A 20,614-nucleotide genomic window follows, 5' to 3' on the forward strand; every position below is an offset into this window, starting at 1 on the left:
TCACAAAAATTTCATAAAAAACTATATTTAAAATAACATAATTACTTTTATGTTTAAATGTATAATTTTTTTAACAACATAATTTAAAGGTTGAAAATGAATAAAAAAGAAAAAGCATTATTTGAAAAAGCAAAAAAATTAATTGATGATAAAAGAATTGAGATAATAAAATATGCTAATGAAAACAATTCAAGTCATTTAGAACTAGTAAAAAAAGATATTTTTCAATTAAGAAAATATATAAAAGGTTGTATTTTGTTGAAAGAACAAGATATAGATAATTTATTATCAAATTTAGTTCAATATCGTATATCTTTAAGTATTCCAATAAATAATGCAAAATTTGCAAGAACAAGGATAATGACTAACTCAAAAGAATATCCTAAATATGACGATGTTTCAGTTCTATCTTATACACCTTTACACTTACAAAATAAAGTTTCACAAGGTAGATTTAATAAAAAAGAACAAAGAATGTATTATGGCTCTATTTTTTACGATTACAGTAATCTTAATGTTCCATTTAGTGAAATAGATTTAAAAGAAGTTGATGACTATGTCAATACTTTAATATCTGAAGTTACTCAAAATATAAATCTAAGAATCATAGGTTTGTTTTCATTTATTGAAAATAAACATCCATTGATAGATTTTCATCCAATATTAAAAGAAATAAGTGATTACTATGAAAAAACTCATGAAGAAAAATTATTAAAAGCAATTAAAATGGTAGATGATTTTTTTGTAGAAATAACTACTTCAAAAGGAAATGAAAGAGTTTATAATGTTACTTCTATATTAGGAAATATTTATTTAGAAGATGAAAGTATAGACGGAATTTTATATCAATCTGTTAAATCTGATGAAGTTCCAAATGTTGTTTTAAAAGCAAGTTCAGTTGATACTAAAGTTAAACATTTTGAAGCAAAGATTGCTTTATTAACAGAAGAAAAAGATGGAGAATATATTATAAAAGAATTAAATAAAGGTAAAATAGACAACTGTAAAATAATTTGGAAAAAATAAATAAAACCTCTTTAATCATTACCAACATTATAATCTGCTAAAATAAATTCTTATAAAAAATGAGGAAAATAGATGAATAAAGAAAATTTTTTAAACGACTTACAAAAGATATATGATTTTTTAAATGAACAAAAAAACCAAACAAATAAAATAATAACTCATCTTGAAAATGAAGAGTTTGATAAACTGCAAATCATTAATGATTTTGCAAAAACTTTAGGTCTTGAAATGACAAAAGATTTAAGATTTGCACTTGTTACTAGACTTGTAGGATTAAGAGATGATTCTTTAGTTCAAGTTCTAAAAAAACTTGAAAAAAATGAAAAAGAAATAATTGAACTTCAAGAAAAAGCTTATAATTTTGTAAAAGAGTATTGGCATGAAAATCATACAAAACTAATAGATTTAATAGTTCAAAATAAATTATTAACACCTTTTTATCAAGAAATATTTATTGGTGTTTATAATGTGGGACTTCAAATGTCAGCATGGCAAACAACATGGACTTCACATATTATAAACGGAATCAATAAAGAATTGCTTGCTAAATTTGATGGAAATGAAGAAAAAGTTATGGAATATCTTGAAAATGAAAAGCTTTTAGATTTAGGACATGGTGGAATTATTGCTGATAGATGTTATTCAGCGTTAGTAAAAGATGGTGATAAATATAAATCACAAGCTTATATTAAAGCCTTTAAAAAAGAAACAACTGAAGTAGTAGATGCCCTAGAAGAGTTTGCTGATAAACTAATCGAACTTGAAGATGATATTTATAATCAAAAATGGGATTATGTTTTATATATTCAAGCACTTATAAAAGCATTTTCTGAAGATAGAACAGATGAACTTGTATCAAAATGGGCAGATGTTGATAGAGCTTGGATGAAGATAAAAACACCAATTCAAATAGGTCATCCTTTAGAATATTACGAAGATCACTTTAGAAAAGCTGTTGCACTTGAATGGGATATAAGACTAACTAATCCCAAATTTGCTCAAAATGACCATAGGGTAAATAAAATAAAAGATTCATTTACAAAAATTTATAATAGTTTTGAATCAAATGAGAAATATGAGAAAATTTATAATTTCTCTTTAAAATCACTTGATAAAGTTCAACTTTATGTAGGACGACCTGCACTATTTTTTGGAGCAGAATTACAAGGGATGTTTTCAGCGCAAGTTGTACCAAATGATGAAGTAGTATCTTTAGAAGAAGGTAAAAAAATCTTTGCATTTTCTGATGAAATTTTACAAGCAAGCAGAGCTAAACCATTTTTAGCTTTAAGTAGAGAAATCTTTGGACAAGAACTATTAACTCATGATAGAACATTTTTATTTAATGAAACTGCATCTTGGCATCAAGTATATGATATAAGTACTGTAGGACACGAATATGGACATATATTATGGTGTGATGAGCAAACAGAATCTGTTATGAATAAAACAGGGAATTTTAAAAATATAGAAGAGTTCAAAGCAACAACAGGAGGACTTATTTCATATTTCTTAGATACAAATACAGATGAATCACATCTAAAAGAGCAAGTTTTAAGTGACCTTGTAAAAAGAAGTGTAGGATTAATTGGATGGATGGAAGTTGACGAAGTTCAACCATATTATTGTGAAGGATTAATTCATTTAAATGGTTTATTTGATACAGGTGTATTAACTTGGGATGAAAATAATAAAAAGTTGAATATAGATTTAAGTGATGAAAAATATGAAGAATTAAGAAAATGGTATATAGTAAATTATACAGCTTTAGCAAAACACTATTTAGATAAATTAGATGCTACAAAATTCTTAAATTTATACGCTACAAAAGTTGGAAAATATTTTATGCCAAATAATGAAAAAATTTCTTCTTTTGTAAAATATTATTTCAAAAGATACCAAGATATAGGACAAGAGATAGATACAGTTGATAAAAAAAGCAATTATTTGAAATAAAATATTTGTAAAAATTTAAGCATTTAAATATCCAATATCATTTTTCATGCACTTTAATTTATTTAATAAATTAAGAAGCATGAAAACGATATAATATGTACAAATAAATTACTTTTAAATACAGATAAATTTTATTTTAATCTGATAGAGATGTTAATTGAATTAGTGAATTTGTTAAAAAAATTAATAATTTTTTAGGGAACCTTGATAATTGAAACAACCTTATCAAAAAAAGTACTTTTAAACTGTAGAAAATTAAGAAAAAATCTTAGAGCCAAACTATTTATAATCTTTTCTCCCAATATAAATCACTTACATAAAAACGGCGTATTTTTATAAATACAAATAACTTATTTAAATCTGGAGTACAAATTTGCTTAATATTTTAGTTACGGGGGCAAAAGGTTTTATTGGTAAAAACTTACTTAATGCGCTAAAAAACAATAAAAATATTAATATCTTAGAGTTTGATAGAAGTAATACAATTGAAGATTTAGAAAAATTAATTTCTAAATGTGATTTTATTTTTCATCTAGCAGGAGAAGTAAGACCAAAAAGTAGTGATGAAGAGTTTAAAAAATCAAATATTTTATTAACTAAAAATATATTAGATATTTTAGAAAAACAAAACAAAATCGTACCTATTTTATTAGCCTCTTCAATACATTCAAAGTTATTATTAAATGAATATGGTAAAACAAAGAGAGTCGCTGAATTATTAATTGAAGAGTATTCAAAAGAAAAGAAAATAAATTGTTTTATATATAGACTTCACCATGTATTTGGAGAAGGTTGTAAAGAAAATTATAACTCTGTAATAAGCACTTGGATGTACAATAGCATCAAGAATTTAGATATAATTGTATTTGATAGAAATATTGAAATGCATTATGTATATATTCAAGATGTAATAAATGAATTTGTATCGAAATTAGAAATAAATGACGCTAAAGAAACATACTTCGAAGTTGAATCAATATTTGATACAACACTAGGAGAAGTAGTAGATTTTATAAATGAATTTAAGTTAAATATTCTAAATGAGAATTACAAAATTGAAAATAATGATTTTAAACAAAAGCTATTCCAAACATATCAAGATTATTACAGGAAATTAAATGCTTAAAAATATGGTAAAGGACTTCTTAATTGACTAATGAGCCTAAAATAGGACTGGTTACAGTTTTATATAATAGTATAGAAGTATTAGAAGATTTTTTCCAAAGCTTAGTAAATCAAAGCTATAAAAACTTTATATTATATGTTATTGATAACTCACCAAATGATGATGTACTTAATGAAGCCATAAGATTATCAAATAAATTTAATATTAATTCAGTTTTTATAAATAATAATGCAAATCTTGGTGTTGCTAAAGGTAATAATCAAGGAATAGAACAGTCATTAAAAGATAACTGTGAATATGTATTATTATTGAATAATGATATTGAATTTGCTCAAGATACAATTAAAGATTTAGTTGAATATACAGTAAAAAATGATGTATCAATAATAGTGCCAAAAATACATTACCACAATACAAATAAAATATGGACAGCAGGTGGTCACATATCTAAATTAAAAGGAACATCTCCTCATAGAGGTGAACTTGAAGAAGATGTTGGTCAATATGAAAATATCGAATATGTAAATTATGCACCAACTTGTTTTATGATGATTAAAAAAGAAGTTTTTGAAAAAGTTGGATTAATGGATGAAAAATATTTCGTTTATTATGATGATAGTGATTTTATTTATAGAACAAATGAAAATGGATATAAAATTGTATATTTCCCAAAAGCTGTAGTTGCACATAAAGTAAGTGTTAGTACAGGAGGAAGTGAAAGTCTATTTTTTATTTATTATGTAACTAGAAATAGAATCTATTTTATAAGAAAAAACTTACCTTTTATCTATAAGCTGATTAGCTTACCTTATTTCTTTTTAACAAGAATGGTTAAATATAAATCATACAATCAAGAACAAAGAAAAACATTAATAAAAGCAATCAAAGATTCATTTAAACTATAAAAATATTTGGAAGATACTGGCTTGAAGAAAGCCCTTAAAATCAATCTATAGATTGTGCTTAAGGGCTATATATTTAAATTTAATTTATACTAAGTTCTAGAATTTCCCTAAAACTAACTCAGTTGATGCTAATGATTTATTAGCTGAATCAAGAGCTTCAATACCTACTTTATAAGTATTTCCTTTTCCACCTGAACAAGGTGCTAAATATGCTCCAGGAGTTTTCTTGAATCTTGTTCCTGTATGTGCAGTTACAACTTCAAAACCATCTACTAATTCAAATGTTTCACCACCTTGTGCTGGAACACTAATTTCTTTTGCATCTGCTGCTACTTTGTAAGCAACAATTCCATGACCACCATTATCCATTTTTGTAAATGTTTTATCACTATAAGTGAAAACTAACTTAGCCGTACCACTTGGAATATTTGAAACTTTTAAAGGTGGAGTTGAACCTATTTTGCTTTCGTTAAAGTTTGAGCAAACTTCATCTTTAGGAACTGTCATACCGTCCCATTTAGCATCTGTAAACTCGGCTTTTAAATCACTTGCAAATAATGAACCTGAAACTAATAATGTACTTAATATAATTGATTTTAACATGTTATTTCCCTTTTTTAAAAATATTTTTAATGATAGCAAAAATTTTAGATATTAATAAATAAAATTTTGTCTTATAATTACTATTTTCTTTATTTAAATATTTTACTATTTCATAATTCCCAAACATCGAAGCAAACATAATAGGAGTAGTTCCCATTCCATTGTTTTCATAAATATTTGCACCTGCTTTTACTAGAACTTTTACGATGTCTAAATAACCTTTAAAACAAACACCTGCAAGTGGTGTTTGTCCTCTATCGTTCTTTTTATCAACATCTGCACCCATATCAACTAAGAGTTGTGTTGTTTCTAAATTTCCATTGTATGAAGCTAACATTAAAAGAGAATTTCCTTTATGATCACATAAATTTATAGGCATTTTAGCTTCTAGCATTGCTTTTAAATCTTGAGTTTTCCCTTGTCTTGCAAAATCAAGTGCAAAAACCTGAAGTTCTTCATATCTTCTTTGTTCTTCTTCTAATATAGCTTCCATTTTTAGATTCCTAAAGCTTTTTTAACTCCAGCTGCATAATCTTTATGAACTTGTTCAAAAAGTGCAAGTTGTCTATCAACTATGTTTCTTGGAACTCCACCCATTGCTTCAGCAATATTAGAGAATAACTGCTCTTTTTGATTATCACTCATTAAATTAAATAAAGCTGTTACTTGTACAAAATCATTATTCCCATCTCTGTGATTATATCTATCAGCCATATCACCTGTTTCAAATGCAGGTTCTGCAAAACTTGCATCTTCTACAGCTCCACCAAAGCTATTTGGCTCATAATAAGCATCTGTAGGCTCTTTAATTTCATAATTCATAGATCCATCAGCATGATAAGTATTAACATCAACTATAGGTCTATTAACAGGCAACATTTCATAATGTGTTCCTACTCTATATCTATGAGCATCTGGATATGAAAAGATTCTAGCTTGTAACATTTTATCAGGTGAGAAACTAACTCCAGGAACTACATTCGATGGAGAAAATGAAGCTTGTTCAATTTCATTAAAATAGTTTTTTGGATTTTCATTTAAAGTCATTGTTCCTACTTTTATCATAGGATAATCACCATGTGGCCAAACTTTTGTTAAATCAAATGGATCAAAGCTACAGTTTTTAGCTTCTTCATTTGTCATAATTTGAATTTCAAAACTCCATTTTGGAAAATTACCAGCTTGAATATTTTCAAATAAATCCCTTTGATTTGATTCTCTATCTTTTGCAACAATAGCTTCAGCTTCTTTATTTGTAATAGTTTCAATTCCTTGAAGAGTTTTAAAATGGAATTTAACCCAAAATCTCTCACCACTTGCATTAATTAAACTATAAGTATGAGAACCATATCCATTTACATGTCTATATGATTTTGGAATTCCTCTATCAGACATAAGAATAGTTACTTGATGTAAAGATTCAGGACTTAATGACCAGAAATCCCAAGCAGCAGTGTTTGATCTTAAATTTGTTTGTGGATGTCTTTTTTGCGTGTGAATAAAATCAGGAAATTTATATGCATCTCTTATGAAAAATACAGGAGTATTATTACCAACTAAATCCCAATTACCTTCACGTGTATAAAATTTAAGAGCATAACCTCTTACATCTCTTTCAGCATCAGCAGCACCTTTCTCACCTGCAACAGTTGAGAATCTAAGTAGCATTTTTGTAGTTTCACCTTTTTGTAAAACTTTTGCTTTTGTATATTTTGAAATATCTTCAGTAATTTCAAGAACTCCAAAAGCTCCACTTCCTTTGGCATGAACTACCCTTTCTGGAATTCTTTCTCTATTTTGGTGAGCTAATTTTTCTATTAATTGGTAGTCTTGCATTAAAACAGGACCTCTAGGTCCTGCTGTCATAGAGTTTTGATTATCTGAAATTGGATTACCAGCAGTTGTTGTCATAACTTTTTTCATTTTTTATCCTTTAATTTTATTAAGGAAAATATTTTTCCTTTGATAAATTTATTCTATATGATTAAACATTAAAATAAACTTAAAATTTATTTTATAAAAGACCTTTTTTACATTGAAAAAATCTTTTTACATAACTAAATATATCCTATAAAATTAAATATGATTTAAATAAATAGTAAACAAAAGTAAATACAAAAATTATTTAATACTTGGGCTTATACTTTTCCAATCTTCCCTTAATGTTTTATTTAAAATAAATTTATCTTTAGAACTTGCAATTTCATTATATTCATAAGGAGTAACAACTACAATTCCACCTTTTAATATACTAGTAAAAGTATTTGATTCAATTTTTGAACCAGAAAAAATTGAGAATTTCATTTCAAAACCACTTATGTCATAGAATTCAGAGTTTTTTCGAACAAATTTTTTATATTTATCATCAATTAAACAGTCAACAATAACTTTTGATCCATCACTACTTAAATCAACTTTACTTACTTTTCCTATTTGAACATTTTTATAATAAACAGGAGCATCAACATTTACACTTGATGCTGTACTATCTTCTACTTGGAAAACTGTACCAAAATGAGATTTTTCAACAGAAGGTTGATCTTTTAATCCATCAAATTTTGTTTGTGTATTCGCACTTGTACTTTTGATTACACCTATATTTACAGCCATTACAGTTGAGCCTGCATTTGCAATTTCTTGTAGCGAAATTCTTGGTTTTTTTAAATAATAGATTGTTCCTTCTTTAGCAAAAGAGGCATAATCATCATATATAATTGCTTTTACTTCAACTTTTTGATCTTTATTTAATGATACTTTTGTAACTTTCCCTACATTTACACCTTTGTATGTAAGTTGTGAAAAGTTTTCTTGAACACCTTCAACATCATCAAAAACAATACTAATACTATTTGATGAATTTTTCATAGCATCTTCACTTGAGAAAACTTCATAATTATTATAAGTTATAGGAGAATCTGTATCAAGATGAATTGAGCCTTCTAAAAGCGAAGTGAAATTATCAACTTCAAATAAAACACCACTTAAACTAGCTTTTAAATTTACAATTCCCTTTTTATAAAATCTACTTTTTTTAGTAATATATTTTTGAAATGGAGTATAAATAAATAATCTAACTGTTGATCTTCTATCATCAAAATCTATATCTTTTACAAATCCTATTTCTTGATTTTTATAAATTATTGCCATATTAGGTTTGATTTCAAAATCATTATCAAAAAATGCATCTATTGTAATTCCAGTGTTATACACTTTTTTTAATTTTTCAACGTCTTTGAATGAGCTATAAAGTTTAAACTCTTTTTTTGTTAATTTTTCACTTCTTTTTTCACCAACAATTCCAATAGCCCCATTTAATAAAGGTTCAACTCCACTATAATTTATATTTAAATCTAAAGCTTTCATTTCAACTAATTTTGAACTCATATCATAAAAAAGTATATGGTCATTTATTAAATCTTTATATTGATCATCAATAGAAACTACAATTTTTACTTTTTGTAAATTTGAAGTTAAACTATAACTATCAACTTTCCCCACTTCAATATTTTTATAATATATTTTTGATTTTTCACTAATAGAATTTAGGCTATCACTATAAAGTTCTAACTTAATTGATCTATTATTTTTATTTATATCTTTTTTATCAATAGCTTTAAAAATATTATTAAAGGTTCCTTCTTTATAAACTAAAGATACAAAGTTTCCTTTTACTATATTTCCAAGATTTTCAACTCCTTCAATAGAAACAGTTGGCTCTTCAACAAAAAACTTAGTGTTATTTGTAAGTAAATATCTATAATCATCATAAACATAGGCTTTTGTTTGTAGAATTTCATTTTGTAAGCCTACTGTTAATATTCGCCCTATTTCAATACCTTTATAAATAATTGCACTATTTTCTTCTATTCCATTTGCTTTTTCAAAGTTAATATGAAAATACTCTTTTTTTCGCAAATCATCTTTTTTTGCAAATAGTGTATAAACTTCTTCTTTTTCTATTTTCTTTGCATCTTTATTTGGTGTAACAACTGTAACTCCACCTACTAATGCTGAGTATAAAGAGCCAACTTCAATGTTTAATCCACTTGCTCCATAATTTACTTTTAATGCTTCATTTATAACAAATTTTGAACTTTGGTTTACTAAATAATTAAATTTATCATATATATATGCACTTAAAAAAACTTTTTCATACTTAAACTCTTTTGAAATAATCTCACCGATTTGAAATTTATTATAAAAGATTGGAGTCCCAATTTCAACATTGTCTTTATCGTTTGCAATTAAAGATATATAGTATCCATTATCTTCATACTCGTCATTTGGTTGAGTATCTAATCCCTCAAAAAATAACTGTTCATTAGTACTATTATAATCTTCTTCTTTTTTAAATTTTGGAGATAATTCTATTTTATGTCCTGAAATTAATGTACTTAGTCCTGAAATTTTTGTTAAAGATATTGTTGGTTTTCTTATCCAAAATTGCGAACTTTCATTTGCAACATATTTAGCAACTTCTTTTTTTACAAGAATATTTACTTTTACACTTTTTAAATCTTCATGCATACTAATTTCCGTAACTTTTCCAAGTTGTAGTCCTTTGTATTCTAAAGGAGTAACACCCTCTTTTAAGCCTTCTGCACTTTTGAAAATAACAGTTATATTTGTTCCTTTCTTCATATAAGATTCATAGGCAATCCAGCCTAAAACTCCTAATATAATTAAAGGTAAAACCCAAATAAAAGACACTGGTTTTTTTTGTTCTATCTTTGGTTTATAAACTACTTGTTCTATCTCTTGTTTAACTATTTCACTCATCCCAAATAATCCTTGTATCAAATCTATGTGCTGCTATCATTGTTAATACTACCATCAAAGCAAAAGAGGTCGCAGCAATTCCCCCTTTGATATTAAAAATCTCATCTAACTGTATAACTGAAGCTAAAATTGCAACAACATAAATATCAATCATTGACCATTTTCCAATAGCTTCTATAAATTTAAAGATTTTAACTTTTGTTTTATTTTCCATTTTTATATTTATTTCTAATGATATAAAAATAAAAAGTAATCCTGCTAGTTTTATTATAGGTATCACAACACTTGCTGCAAATACCACAAAAGCTATAAAGTAACTTTTATACTCTAAGAAACTAATAACCCCTTCTAAAATTGTACTTTCAACTTTAACTCCAAGCTTAGTAACTTCCATCATAGGATAAAGCATAGCAGGGATATATAGTAAAATTGCACAAATTGTAAGTGCTATTGATGTTTGTAAAGAGTAGCTAATTCTTCGCTTAACTTTATGCTTGCATCTTGTGCATACAAATTCGTCATAATTTTCTTTTTCATACATTTTATGACAATTTTTACAAGATATTAAAACCATCTATTCTCCAAAAACACTTTTTCCCTCAAATCGTTTATTAGACATATAAAAACAAAAAACATATGCTAACATAACATAAAAGCCAATATCAAATTTTGTTGAATTTACTAATCCAATAAGTTTAATATACGTAACAATTATACTTACTACAAAAACTTCAATAAATCCCCAATGTTGAAAGAAATGAAAACTATCATGGAGCAAAGTTTTTGTAAAAAACTTAATTTTCGTTTTTGATTGTATAAATGAAAGTATTATTACAAGAGAATTCAATATTGGAGCTACAATAATTGTAAAAAATACAATCACAGCTACAAAAAAGAAGTTTTGCTCGAGTAAAATAGACACTGTTCCAATCAATGAAGCTCGTAATTCTGTATCATTTATATTTAGTGACATAATTGGATAAATATTTAGTACTCCAAATAAAAGAAGTGATGAAATAGCAAAATATAAAGAATCTTTTGAATGTTTTTTACTTCCACTTAATTTTGTATTACATCTAGGACATCGTTGTACTAAATTTGTTTTTAATTCTTTTTTTATAAATAAGCCACAACTATAGCACTCTACAATTGTATTTATATTTTTATGCATCAAAATCCTAATTTAAAAAATCTCGGCATTTTACCACACTTAATATTCTTTAAATACAAAAAGTGTTTAAAATCTAATATATTGTATTATGTTATCTGCAAATATGCAAATCAATACTATATTTTAAAAGGTTAATAAAAATGCAATTTACTATTACACAAGGACAATTAGGTACTAGACCTCCTGTTGTAAAGCCAGATCCAAAGGTTTTAGAATTTTTAGGAGAAGAAGGAATGAGAAAGTTAATTTCTGATCACTATGATTTATTAAGAGAAAGTAACATAAAAGGATTATTCCCACCAAGTGATGAAGGTTTTGCTCTTGCAAAACAACATTCAGCTGATTTCTTTATACAAATTTGTGGAGGACATCCATATTTTAATGAAAATAGAGGAGCACCAATGATGGCTGCACGACATCAACCATTTGCTATTACACAAGAAGCTAGAAGGATATGGTTAGAATCTTATATTATGGTTTTAACACCACTTAACATGCCAGATGACTTAAAAAAATCTTTCTGGAACTATCTTGATATTTTTTCTATTTGGATGATGAATACTCCTGAAAAATAATAAAAATGGCTTCGCCCATTTTTATTAAATAATATTATTTATCCTGTATTTGTCGTAATGTTTCTTAATTTAATAATATTTTTACAAAAAATATACTTAAAATAAATATTTTTTTTGATATGATAATAAAGTTATTTCTTATTAGGATCAATTATGCCAAAAACTTTCAAAAATTATATTTTTTCAGGACAAATTATTCTCGTTTCAATAATTTTTTTAATATGCTTTGTATTTAGCACTTATTTACACACAACCCTTACAAAACAAGAAGCATTAAAACATTCTCAAGCCATATCAAATCAAATTTTTTCTTCAATGTACCAAGTTATGAAAAAAGGATGGAGTAAAGATGATGTTAATATATTTACAAAATCATTGGAAGATAATTTTGTAAGTAGCAATTATGAAATAAATATATATAGAGCTCAAAAAGTAAAAGAAATTTTTGGTGAAATACAAGAAAAACAAAAAGATATAACATTAATAGATGTACTAAATGGAAAGATTGGAAACTTTGAAAGTTTTGAAAATAATACAGTAAGAACAATAATACCTCTAAAAGTAAAAACAGATTGTATTTCATGTCATGTAAATACTATTGAAGGTGATGTTTTAGGTGTATTAGAAGTAAAACAAGATTTAAATGATGTTTTTCATGAATCTAAATATCAATTTATTGCATTTTTTCTAATAATCATTCCTTTATTTTATCTTTCTGCATTTTTATCTTCAAGATATACAAGTAAACAAATAGTTGATAGTTTAACTTTATTTAATAATAAAGTTAAAAATATAAACTCTGTACAAGATTTTAAAGAATTTGATTCAAAAAATATTGATTTGCACTTTAAAGAGTTTAATGAAATTGTTAATAATGTAGATTTAATGGCAGAAAAATTAAAAGGAATTGCTGTTGATAAAGAATTATTAGAGTTTGAAATAAGACTTCTAGATAAATTTATTATTACCTCAGAAGTTGTAAAAGATTGGAAAGAGTATATTAGTGAATTATTAATTGAAATTAACAAAATCATGGAAACATATACTTTAATGACTGTTTTTAGAGTAGGAGATGACCAGTTTGAAGTTGACATTTTTTGGTTAGGAATGCCAAAAGAAATACAAAAAAATGTTTTTGAAAAATACATAAATAAAACAATTAAAGACTCAGAATATTTCCAAGGAATGAGTGATTTTACAATTAAACATATAGTTGCAGATAGAAATAAGTGTCTTAATGAAGTAAGAGAAGAAGAGATAGAATATCGTTCTAAATCTTTATTTTTAGATAGTCCAAAGATTGGTGGAATTGTAGGAATTGGATTACAATCAGCTTTTTCAAATGATCCTATTAGATATATCGTTATTGATTCTATTTTAACAACTATGGCAAATTTAGTGGGTTCAGTAAAAGCTATTAATAAATATACTCAAGACTTAGAATATTACGCTGCACGTGATCCATTGACTGATTTATTTAATCAAAGAGTATTTAACGACATGATGAGTTATGAAATTAAAAGAGCAAATAGACATGAATATTCATTTGCTTTAATGGTAATTGATTGTGATAATTTTAAACCTATTAATGATAACTTTGGACATGCCTTTGGTGATAAATTTTTACAAACAATAGCTGATATTCTAGAAGAAGAAAAAAGACCTGAAGATGTTGCTGCTAGATATGGTGGAGATGAATTTACTATCATACTTCCTGAATGTGATGAAAACGGTGCATTAACAGTCGCAAAAAGAATAGCAGAAAGAATAGCAAATAAAAAACTAATAGCTCCTGATAATACAAAAGTTGGTCTTACTATTTCAACAGGAATTTGTGTATATCCTCAACATACAATGTCACAAACAGATATGTTTGTAATTGCAGATGCAATGATGTATCAAGCAAAAGAAGAAGGTAAAAACTCTATTAGAATTCCTGACCAAAAAGATATATCTTCTATTCTAAGAAATAATCAGGAAAAATCTTCTTTATTAATTAAGGCCATTGAAAATGATCAAATAGAAGCTTATTTTCAACCAATAAAACCATCTTTATCAAATAATGATTTAGTAATTCATGAGTTATTAATGAGAATAAACCAAGATGGTAGAATCGTTTCAGCTTATGAATTTATCGAAATTGCAGAAGCTAGAGGATTAATAAATACTATGGATTTAATGGTTATTGAAAAAGCCTTTAAAAAAATACGAGAAACAAACTATGAAGGTATTTTATTTATAAACTTATCACCTAAATCTTTAATCATGGGAGATTTCATTAATAAAATAAATAATTTTGTAAAAACTTATGGAATTGTGAAAGAACATATTGTATTTGAAATAACAGAAAGAGAGACTGTAAAAAATTTCTCTCTATTAGAAAAATTTGTTCATGCTTTAAAAGCTGAAGGATACAAATTTGCTATTGATGATTTTGGTTCAGGATTTTCATCTTTCCACTATATTAAAAAATTTCCTATTGATTACATCAAAATAGATGGTGATTTTATTATAAATATAGATAAAGATATAAAAGATAGAGCCTTTGTAAATAGTATAGTAACACTAGCTAAAGAGCTAAATATTAAAATAATTGCTGAATTTGTAGAAAGCCAAGAAATAGTTGAAGTTTTAAATCTTTTAGAAATCGATTATTACCAAGGTTATCATATTGGAAAACCAATAGATAAATTTATCTCTTTAAAATAAAAATTATAACTTATAAAATAGTACTAGAAACTAGTACTATTTTTATATTTATTTTTTACTTGTATTAATTCCTGGTTGTTCAGGCGTTCCTATATAATCATCAGGAAGAGATGTTGTTTTAAAATAAGCAATTACAGCTCCAACAACTAAACAAAAAATCACAATTAATCTAACTGTATTTCTTTTTTGTTTTGATTCATTTCCGTTATAATCATCTATTTTATCTAAACTTGGTTCATTATTAAAATTACTCATAATTTACTCCTTTATATTTTTCATAAGTATATCTAATAATTTCTTATATTAATAATTATAAATTTAACTTATATTAAAGAAACCATTAACTGATTTACTGTAATTGTAATATCTTTAATATCTTTATTTTCTTTAGCCATAAAAGTATCTAAATAATCTCTGATTTTATAAAATTTATCTTTTTCATTTGCTATGAAATTTGCAAATGCAATATTAGGTTCTTCATTAACTCTTTGGAATTCTAAAATCTTTTTTGTATAGTGAACAACAATATACTCAATAAATTGTAACACTTGATTTCTCAAAGCCATATCACTTGCATTTACAACTTTGATTTTATTTAAAGCAAGAATAATATCTAAGATATTAAACTCATGAATTAAAGAATAAAACAATACTATTACATCTTTAAAAGAATGTGGCGTATTTTCTTTTACTATAATAGCAGCAATTGCAAATCTTAAATAATCAATAACACTATAAAATTTATTAAACTCATCATCACCTTTGATTATGACTTCAACTTTTTCATTATGAACTTCTGATAGTAAAGCAAATAATTCAGATTTATGATCTAAAATATGTACTGAATCTAATTGATTTTTTTGAAGATATTTTACCATCCACTTTGTACTTGAATATAAAACATATTCTAGTTTATTTATTAGTTTATATTGTTTTTCAACAGGCATAATTGCATCTTGTGCATATATTTTTTCTCTAATCTCTTTTGTTCCAAATAATAATTTTACAAGTAAATATGATTTTATTTTTAATAAAAATTTATCATTTCCAAGTTTATTATAATCTGAAATAAAAGTAATTCCTTGATTGTTTATTACAATATCAGCCATCATAGTTGCTATTATTTCTCTTTTTAAAGGGTGATGTGCTATTTGTTGTTCATATGCACCAACAAACGATTTTGGGAAATATCTAAATAAATATTGTTGAGCAAAAGGCTCATCTATAAGTGTTGAATCTAGTAATATTTTTTTAAGAAAAATTTTACTGTAAGAAAGTAGTGATCCTAAAACTGGTCTAACAATAGAATCATTTATATCAATAATATCACTTAAATTTTCATTTTTAGGAATATAGAAATCTCTTCTATTAAATGCTTCTACTTCACTTTCTAAAATTTCAATTGCTTTTATATAATCATTTGGATATTTTCTTGAAAATTGCTCATCAATAGATATTATACAAGCTTGATCGTAGTTATTTTGAAGAACTAGTTCAACAACTGCTTGAGTTAAAGATTGCAAAGTATCCCTAGTTTGTTGCTCACTTAAAATACCTTGATTTTTTATTATGTTTAATAGAATTTTTAAATTCACTTCATGATCTGAAGTATTTACACCTGCTGCGTTATCAATAGCATCTTGATTTATTCTACCACCTTTTAAAGCGAATTCTATTCTAGCTTTTTGAGTAAAACCTAAATTTCCGCCCTCACATACTATTTTTGCTTTTAATTCACTTGCATCTACTCTTACAGCTTCATTTTGTTTATCACCTAAATCAAGATTATTTTCATCACTTGCTTTTACATAGGTTCCCACTCCGCCATTAAATAATAAATCAACATCAAGAGTAAGAAGTTTTTTACATAACTCTTCACCTGAAATTGTTTTTTTAGTGCATTTTATTAATTTTTGTATTTCAGGACTTAACTCTATTTGCTTATCATTTCGTTTAAAAATTCCACCACCTTTTGAGATTAGCTTAAGATCATAGTTTTCCCAACCACCGTTTTGTGATTCAAAAAGTCTTTTTCTTTCCATATATGATTTTTCAATATCAGGTTTTGGATCAATAAATATTTCCCTTTGAGAAATAGCAGCAAGAAGGTTGAATTTTTCTGATTCCATCATTCCATTTCCAAAAACATCCCCACTCATAGAACCAATTCCCACAACAGAGATCTCTTCTTTATGAATATCAATACCCTCTTCAATAAAAAATCTTTGAGTTGATACCATTGCACCTCGAGCAGTGATTCCTAAATCTTTATGTCCAAAACCATTACTTCCTCCACTTGCAAATGCATCCCCCAACCAAAACTCTCTTTGTTTTGCAATACCATTTGCAACATCACTCATAGATGCAGTTCCCTTATCAGCAGCAACTACGAAATAAGCATCATCTTCATCATAAGAAACAACATCAGGATTTTTTACAATTTTTCCATCAATCATATTATCAACTAAATCTAAATTTGCATTTATAAATAGCGAATAAATTTGCGTAAAAAACTCTTTTGTAATTTCACTTGAATCTTTGTTTATTACAAATCCGCCTTTTGCACCATCTGGAATAATAATAGAGTTTTTACCCTCTTGAGTAATCATTAGAGATTTAACTTCTTGTCGATAGTCATCATGTCTATCAGACCATCTAAGTCCTCCTCTTGAAATTTTTGTCATTCTTAAATGAATACCATAGAAATCCCTATGATAAATAAAATTTTCAAGATTTGGTTGTAAACCTTTTAAATCTTTTCCAAAGTTTTTTGTATCAATTTTAAAAGAGATTGTCTCTTTATTTAAAAAATAGTTTGTTCTTAAAAGTGACCTTAGAAATTGTAATGTTAAGTTTAAAATTTTATCATCAAGTATTTGGGGTACTAGTTTTATCTTTTGTTTTATATCTTCTTCTATTTTTATTAATAGCTCATTTTTATTTTTAATTTTTGGATCAAATTTTGTAAGAAAATACTCAACAAATAAAGCTGTAATTGAGTGATATGTTGTAAACGTATTTAAAATTGCTGCTGAATTAACAGTAAGAACTGCTTGGTCTAGGTACTCAATAAATGCTCTTAAAATCATAATTTTTCTGAAATTTAAGTTCTGTTCATAAACTAAAGAAAAAGCTTTTGAGTGTTTTACTGTTGGATCTTGTAAAGATTGTGTAACTATATTTTCAATATTATCTTTTGCAATATCCAATTTTTTCAGATCAGAAATATTTAAATTAAATCTTGAAATAAAAATTAAATCTTTTTTATGGGTAACATTATAAGTCACCTCATCAATAATCTCAAATCCAATATTGTGCAAAAGTGGTGTTATATGAGATAAAAAAAGTTGTTCTTTTGAGAAAATTTTTATATATTTACTATCTTTATTATCTAATATTTTTGTAACAATTCTATTTTCTAGAACTTCATTAAAAAGTTGTTCATCAACATTTAAATCATCACTTGTTAAAAGTTGAGAACAAATTGCGTTAATATCATGAGTAGCCATATTTAAGTCCTTGTAAAAAGTATAATATGAATATACTACTCTTAATAACTTAAATAATTGTTAAATAAATGATTATTTATATAACTGTATTTTCTTTAAACAGCCTTTATTTCACATATTTTTGCTTTAAGTAATTTTTGTAAATCACTAGGCTTAACTTCTATATCAAGTCCACGTTTCCCACCACTTATAAAAATAGTTTTAAAACTATTTACACTCTCATCTAAAACTGTTCTTAATAGCTTTTTTTGTCCTAAAGGAGAAATACCTCCAAGCAAATAACCTGTTACTTTTTGAGCTTCATCTTTATTTGCCATTACAGCTTTTTTTACACCAAAAGCAGATGCCACCTCTTTTAAGCTTAATTGATTTGATACAGGTAGAACACAAACAACCAACTCTTTTGGCGTAAGTTCTACTAATAGAGTTTTATAAACTTGATTTGCATCTAAACCTAACTTTTCTACAGCTTCATCTCCAAAATCTGTGCAAGCAGGGTCATGGTCATATTTGTGAACTTTAAAATCACATTTGTTCTTTTTCAGTAAATTAATTGCAGGTGTCATCTAGTAAAAACTCCTTTTTTATAATTTCTTCACCATTTATTAAAATAGAAATATAATGAATCCCTAAATAGTGTTTTCTTGTGCTCATATTTTTAAAGCTTTGTTTTTTTATAAATTTTTTTGAATTTGATTTTATCTCATTCTGACTTATCATAAAGACTTTTTTATTATGATTTTTATTTGATTTTAGATAATCAATAGCATATTCTATTCTTACATTTCCAATCTCTTCTTGGGATACTAATTCAAAAGAGAAATTTAGACTTTCATTTATTTTAACACTTAAATCACAAGAAAAGTTTTGTATATCCACATGTTTTGATTTATCAAAAGAAAAAAGTTTTAAAATCTCTTTATCAGCTTTTTTTAAAAGTGTTCTAGATGCATGCTTACAAATCCAATCAAGATTTTTTGAAACTCCAAGATTTGTTTTTATAAAATTTATTACTAAATGTGGATTATCTTTTGAAATATCATTTAGATTATTTGCCACTGATTTTTTAACATACAAACTTTTATCATTTTTTAAAAACTCAATTATTTCAAATACTTTTGTTGGATCTTTTTTAAACTTAGACAATGCAATAGCCCAAGGAAGTCTAGGTCTACAACCTTCACAAGAAAGCCTTCTTAAATGTTCATTTGAACTTTGACTCCAGATTTTCATTTGTGTCATAGTTTTATCTTCGTATTTTAAAATAAATTGCCGAATAGCAAACTCACTACTTGAATCTTGTGTAAAAACTTCCAATGCTTTCATAGACTCTTCAAAATCATCAAGGCCAAAAACCTCAACAAAATCCTGAAAAAACATAGCTTCAAATGAGCTAAAATCTTTTGATACTTCTTTTAGTATTTCCAACTGTTTATCATAAGTAAGAGCTAAACGTTTATCTAAATTAATTGCAATATGTCGCATACGAGCTTTTAATTCTAGACTTTCCCAAGTATTATCAAAAATAGAATCTATAAATTTATCTGTATCAAATTCTTTATAATTATCTTTTATTTTTAAAGCTAGATTTTTTATATACTCTTTTGTATATACATTTTTTAACATTTACTTTTGATTTAATTCATAAATATATGCATAAGTTGTATTTCCACCGTTTAATGTAACTTTTACAAGAACCCTACGATACTCTTCTCCTTCAAAGCTATCTAATTCATCCAATTTTTTATAAAGTTCCTTTGAAGTAAATAGAAAACCTTTAATTTCATTTGCATTTTCATCTAATATAATTCCAGGAAACCCAAGATCAGAACCCCATCCTTCTTGATGTAAAACTCCTTTAACAATTCCCTCTTCCCAAATACCATCAATATCACTTAATTTATGTTCATTTGGTCTTCCAGGAGCTAGGGTTCCATATATAAATAATTTTTCCATATTTATTCCTCGTATAATTTTATATTTGTAAAATATTTAAGTTCATTTAGGATTTTGAACCATTTATTATTTCTTCAAAAAATCTTTTTTTAGTTTTGAGAACTAATCCAAGTTGTACTTATAAATGTACTATATTAGAAAATAATTTTTCTTCATTGTGTGTTAATTTACAATAAAATTTATTAATTCTAATTAAAAAGTTTTTATACAATTTTAATATGTGGCAAAATTAAAACTTAATATTATAAATAAAGCAAAAAATTAACTTTATTATTTCCATATTTATCATATAATTCAAA

The 20,614-nt window shown here is 25.8% G+C and carries 17 protein-coding genes; 6 read left to right on the forward strand and 11 right to left on the reverse strand.

Annotated features, from left to right (window positions below):
• Positions 1 to 96: 96 nt before the first annotated feature.
• The 4 genes from AACT_RS10515 to AACT_RS10530 all read left to right on the forward strand — a co-directional run bounded on the left by AACT_RS10515 (position 97) and on the right by AACT_RS10530 (position 5,013).
• Positions 97 to 1,026 (forward strand): hypothetical protein, encoded by a 930-nt coding sequence (locus tag AACT_RS10515; protein WP_172126756.1) that lies wholly within the window; start codon positions 97 to 99, stop codon positions 1,024 to 1,026.
• A gap of 72 nt (positions 1,027 to 1,098) precedes the next feature.
• A complete protein-coding gene (gene ciaB / locus AACT_RS10520) occupies positions 1,099 to 2,982 on the forward strand; it encodes an invasion protein CiaB (RefSeq protein ID WP_172126757.1) in 1,884 nt (627 codons plus the stop codon).
• A 373-nt stretch (positions 2,983 to 3,355) separates the two neighbouring features.
• A complete protein-coding gene (locus tag AACT_RS10525; protein WP_172126758.1) occupies positions 3,356 to 4,108 on the forward strand; it encodes an NAD-dependent epimerase/dehydratase family protein in 753 nt (250 codons plus the stop codon).
• A gap of 23 nt (positions 4,109 to 4,131) precedes the next feature.
• Positions 4,132 to 5,013, forward strand: coding sequence for a glycosyltransferase family 2 protein (locus AACT_RS10530; RefSeq protein ID WP_172126759.1), 882 nt, complete (start codon positions 4,132 to 4,134; stop codon positions 5,011 to 5,013).
• Between the two features lie 96 nt (positions 5,014 to 5,109).
• Here AACT_RS10530 and AACT_RS10535 read toward each other — a convergent pair whose 3' ends face one another.
• The 6 genes from AACT_RS10535 to AACT_RS10560 all read right to left on the reverse strand — a co-directional run bounded on the left by AACT_RS10535 (position 5,110) and on the right by AACT_RS10560 (position 11,566).
• Complete coding sequence (locus tag AACT_RS10535; RefSeq protein ID WP_172126760.1) at positions 5,110 to 5,616, reverse strand: hypothetical protein; 507 nt, start codon at positions 5,614 to 5,616, stop codon at positions 5,110 to 5,112.
• Position 5,617: 1 nt separating this feature from the next.
• Positions 5,618 to 6,109, reverse strand: coding sequence for an ankyrin repeat domain-containing protein (locus AACT_RS10540; RefSeq protein WP_172126761.1), 492 nt, complete (start codon positions 6,107 to 6,109; stop codon positions 5,618 to 5,620).
• A gap of 2 nt (positions 6,110 to 6,111) precedes the next feature.
• Positions 6,112 to 7,539 (reverse strand): catalase, encoded by a 1,428-nt coding sequence (locus AACT_RS10545; protein ID WP_172126762.1) that lies wholly within the window; start codon positions 7,537 to 7,539, stop codon positions 6,112 to 6,114.
• Between the two features lie 198 nt (positions 7,540 to 7,737).
• Positions 7,738 to 10,395 carry an MlaD family protein gene (locus AACT_RS10550; RefSeq protein ID WP_172126763.1) on the reverse strand — a complete coding sequence of 886 codons (2,658 nt, stop codon included), beginning with the start codon at positions 10,393 to 10,395 and terminating at the stop codon, positions 7,738 to 7,740.
• Complete coding sequence (locus AACT_RS10555; protein WP_172126764.1) at positions 10,388 to 10,969, reverse strand: paraquat-inducible protein A; 582 nt, start codon at positions 10,967 to 10,969, stop codon at positions 10,388 to 10,390. Before AACT_RS10555 ends, AACT_RS10550 begins: the two co-directional genes overlap by 8 nt.
• Positions 10,970 to 11,566 carry a paraquat-inducible protein A gene (locus AACT_RS10560; RefSeq protein ID WP_172126765.1) on the reverse strand — a complete coding sequence of 199 codons (597 nt, stop codon included), beginning with the start codon at positions 11,564 to 11,566 and terminating at the stop codon, positions 10,970 to 10,972.
• Positions 11,567 to 11,706: 140 nt separating this feature from the next.
• On the opposite strand from AACT_RS10560, the gene AACT_RS10565 reads away from it, so the two are divergent.
• Entirely contained in the window at positions 11,707 to 12,141 is a 435-nt protein-coding gene (locus AACT_RS10565) for a globin domain-containing protein (RefSeq protein WP_172126766.1), read from the forward strand.
• A 153-nt stretch (positions 12,142 to 12,294) separates the two neighbouring features.
• Positions 12,295 to 14,850 carry a putative bifunctional diguanylate cyclase/phosphodiesterase gene (locus tag AACT_RS10570; protein WP_172126767.1) on the forward strand — a complete coding sequence of 852 codons (2,556 nt, stop codon included), beginning with the start codon at positions 12,295 to 12,297 and terminating at the stop codon, positions 14,848 to 14,850.
• 48 nt (positions 14,851 to 14,898) lie between these two features.
• Here AACT_RS10570 and AACT_RS10575 read toward each other — a convergent pair whose 3' ends face one another.
• The 5 genes from AACT_RS10575 to AACT_RS10595 all read right to left on the reverse strand — a co-directional run bounded on the left by AACT_RS10575 (position 14,899) and on the right by AACT_RS10595 (position 20,315).
• Positions 14,899 to 15,105 carry a hypothetical protein gene (locus AACT_RS10575; RefSeq protein WP_172126768.1) on the reverse strand — a complete coding sequence of 69 codons (207 nt, stop codon included), beginning with the start codon at positions 15,103 to 15,105 and terminating at the stop codon, positions 14,899 to 14,901.
• 68 nt (positions 15,106 to 15,173) lie between these two features.
• The gene (locus tag AACT_RS10580; RefSeq protein WP_172126769.1) at positions 15,174 to 18,359 is read right to left on the reverse strand and encodes an NAD-glutamate dehydrogenase domain-containing protein; all 3,186 of its coding nucleotides are present in this window, start codon (positions 18,357 to 18,359) and stop codon (positions 15,174 to 15,176) included.
• Between the two features lie 95 nt (positions 18,360 to 18,454).
• Positions 18,455 to 18,925, reverse strand: coding sequence for a Cys-tRNA(Pro) deacylase (gene ybaK, locus AACT_RS10585; RefSeq protein ID WP_172126770.1), 471 nt, complete (start codon positions 18,923 to 18,925; stop codon positions 18,455 to 18,457).
• Positions 18,909 to 19,985 carry a DNA alkylation repair protein gene (locus AACT_RS10590; RefSeq protein ID WP_172126771.1) on the reverse strand — a complete coding sequence of 359 codons (1,077 nt, stop codon included), beginning with the start codon at positions 19,983 to 19,985 and terminating at the stop codon, positions 18,909 to 18,911. Before AACT_RS10590 ends, ybaK begins: the two co-directional genes overlap by 17 nt.
• Positions 19,986 to 20,315, reverse strand: coding sequence for a gamma-glutamylcyclotransferase family protein (locus AACT_RS10595; protein ID WP_172126772.1), 330 nt, complete (start codon positions 20,313 to 20,315; stop codon positions 19,986 to 19,988).
• Positions 20,316 to 20,614: the final 299 nt, after the last annotated feature.

This window comes from Arcobacter acticola (genome assembly GCF_013177675.1).
Lineage (GTDB): Bacteria > Campylobacterota > Campylobacteria > Campylobacterales > Arcobacteraceae > Aliarcobacter > Aliarcobacter acticola.

Coding starts and splice junctions, on each gene's coding strand:
- AACT_RS10545 (WP_172126762.1), bottom strand. CDS start 7,539: ATGAAAAAAGTTATGACAACAACTGCTGGTAATCCAATTTCAGATAAT.
- ciaB (WP_172126757.1), top strand. CDS start 1,099: ATGAATAAAGAAAATTTTTTAAACGACTTACAAAAGATATATGATTTT.
- AACT_RS10540 (WP_172126761.1), bottom strand. CDS start 6,109: ATGGAAGCTATATTAGAAGAAGAACAAAGAAGATATGAAGAACTTCAG.
- AACT_RS10550 (WP_172126763.1), bottom strand. CDS start 10,395: ATGAGTGAAATAGTTAAACAAGAGATAGAACAAGTAGTTTATAAACCA.
- AACT_RS10515 (WP_172126756.1), top strand. CDS start 97: ATGAATAAAAAAGAAAAAGCATTATTTGAAAAAGCAAAAAAATTAATT.
- AACT_RS10565 (WP_172126766.1), top strand. CDS start 11,707: ATGCAATTTACTATTACACAAGGACAATTAGGTACTAGACCTCCTGTT.
- AACT_RS10570 (WP_172126767.1), top strand. CDS start 12,295: ATGCCAAAAACTTTCAAAAATTATATTTTTTCAGGACAAATTATTCTC.
- AACT_RS10595 (WP_172126772.1), bottom strand. CDS start 20,315: ATGGAAAAATTATTTATATATGGAACCCTAGCTCCTGGAAGACCAAAT.
- ybaK (WP_172126770.1), bottom strand. CDS start 18,925: ATGACACCTGCAATTAATTTACTGAAAAAGAACAAATGTGATTTTAAA.
- AACT_RS10560 (WP_172126765.1), bottom strand. CDS start 11,566: ATGCATAAAAATATAAATACAATTGTAGAGTGCTATAGTTGTGGCTTA.
- AACT_RS10590 (WP_172126771.1), bottom strand. CDS start 19,985: ATGTTAAAAAATGTATATACAAAAGAGTATATAAAAAATCTAGCTTTA.
- AACT_RS10535 (WP_172126760.1), bottom strand. CDS start 5,616: ATGTTAAAATCAATTATATTAAGTACATTATTAGTTTCAGGTTCATTA.
- AACT_RS10555 (WP_172126764.1), bottom strand. CDS start 10,969: ATGGTTTTAATATCTTGTAAAAATTGTCATAAAATGTATGAAAAAGAA.
- AACT_RS10575 (WP_172126768.1), bottom strand. CDS start 15,105: ATGAGTAATTTTAATAATGAACCAAGTTTAGATAAAATAGATGATTAT.
- AACT_RS10580 (WP_172126769.1), bottom strand. CDS start 18,359: ATGGCTACTCATGATATTAACGCAATTTGTTCTCAACTTTTAACAAGT.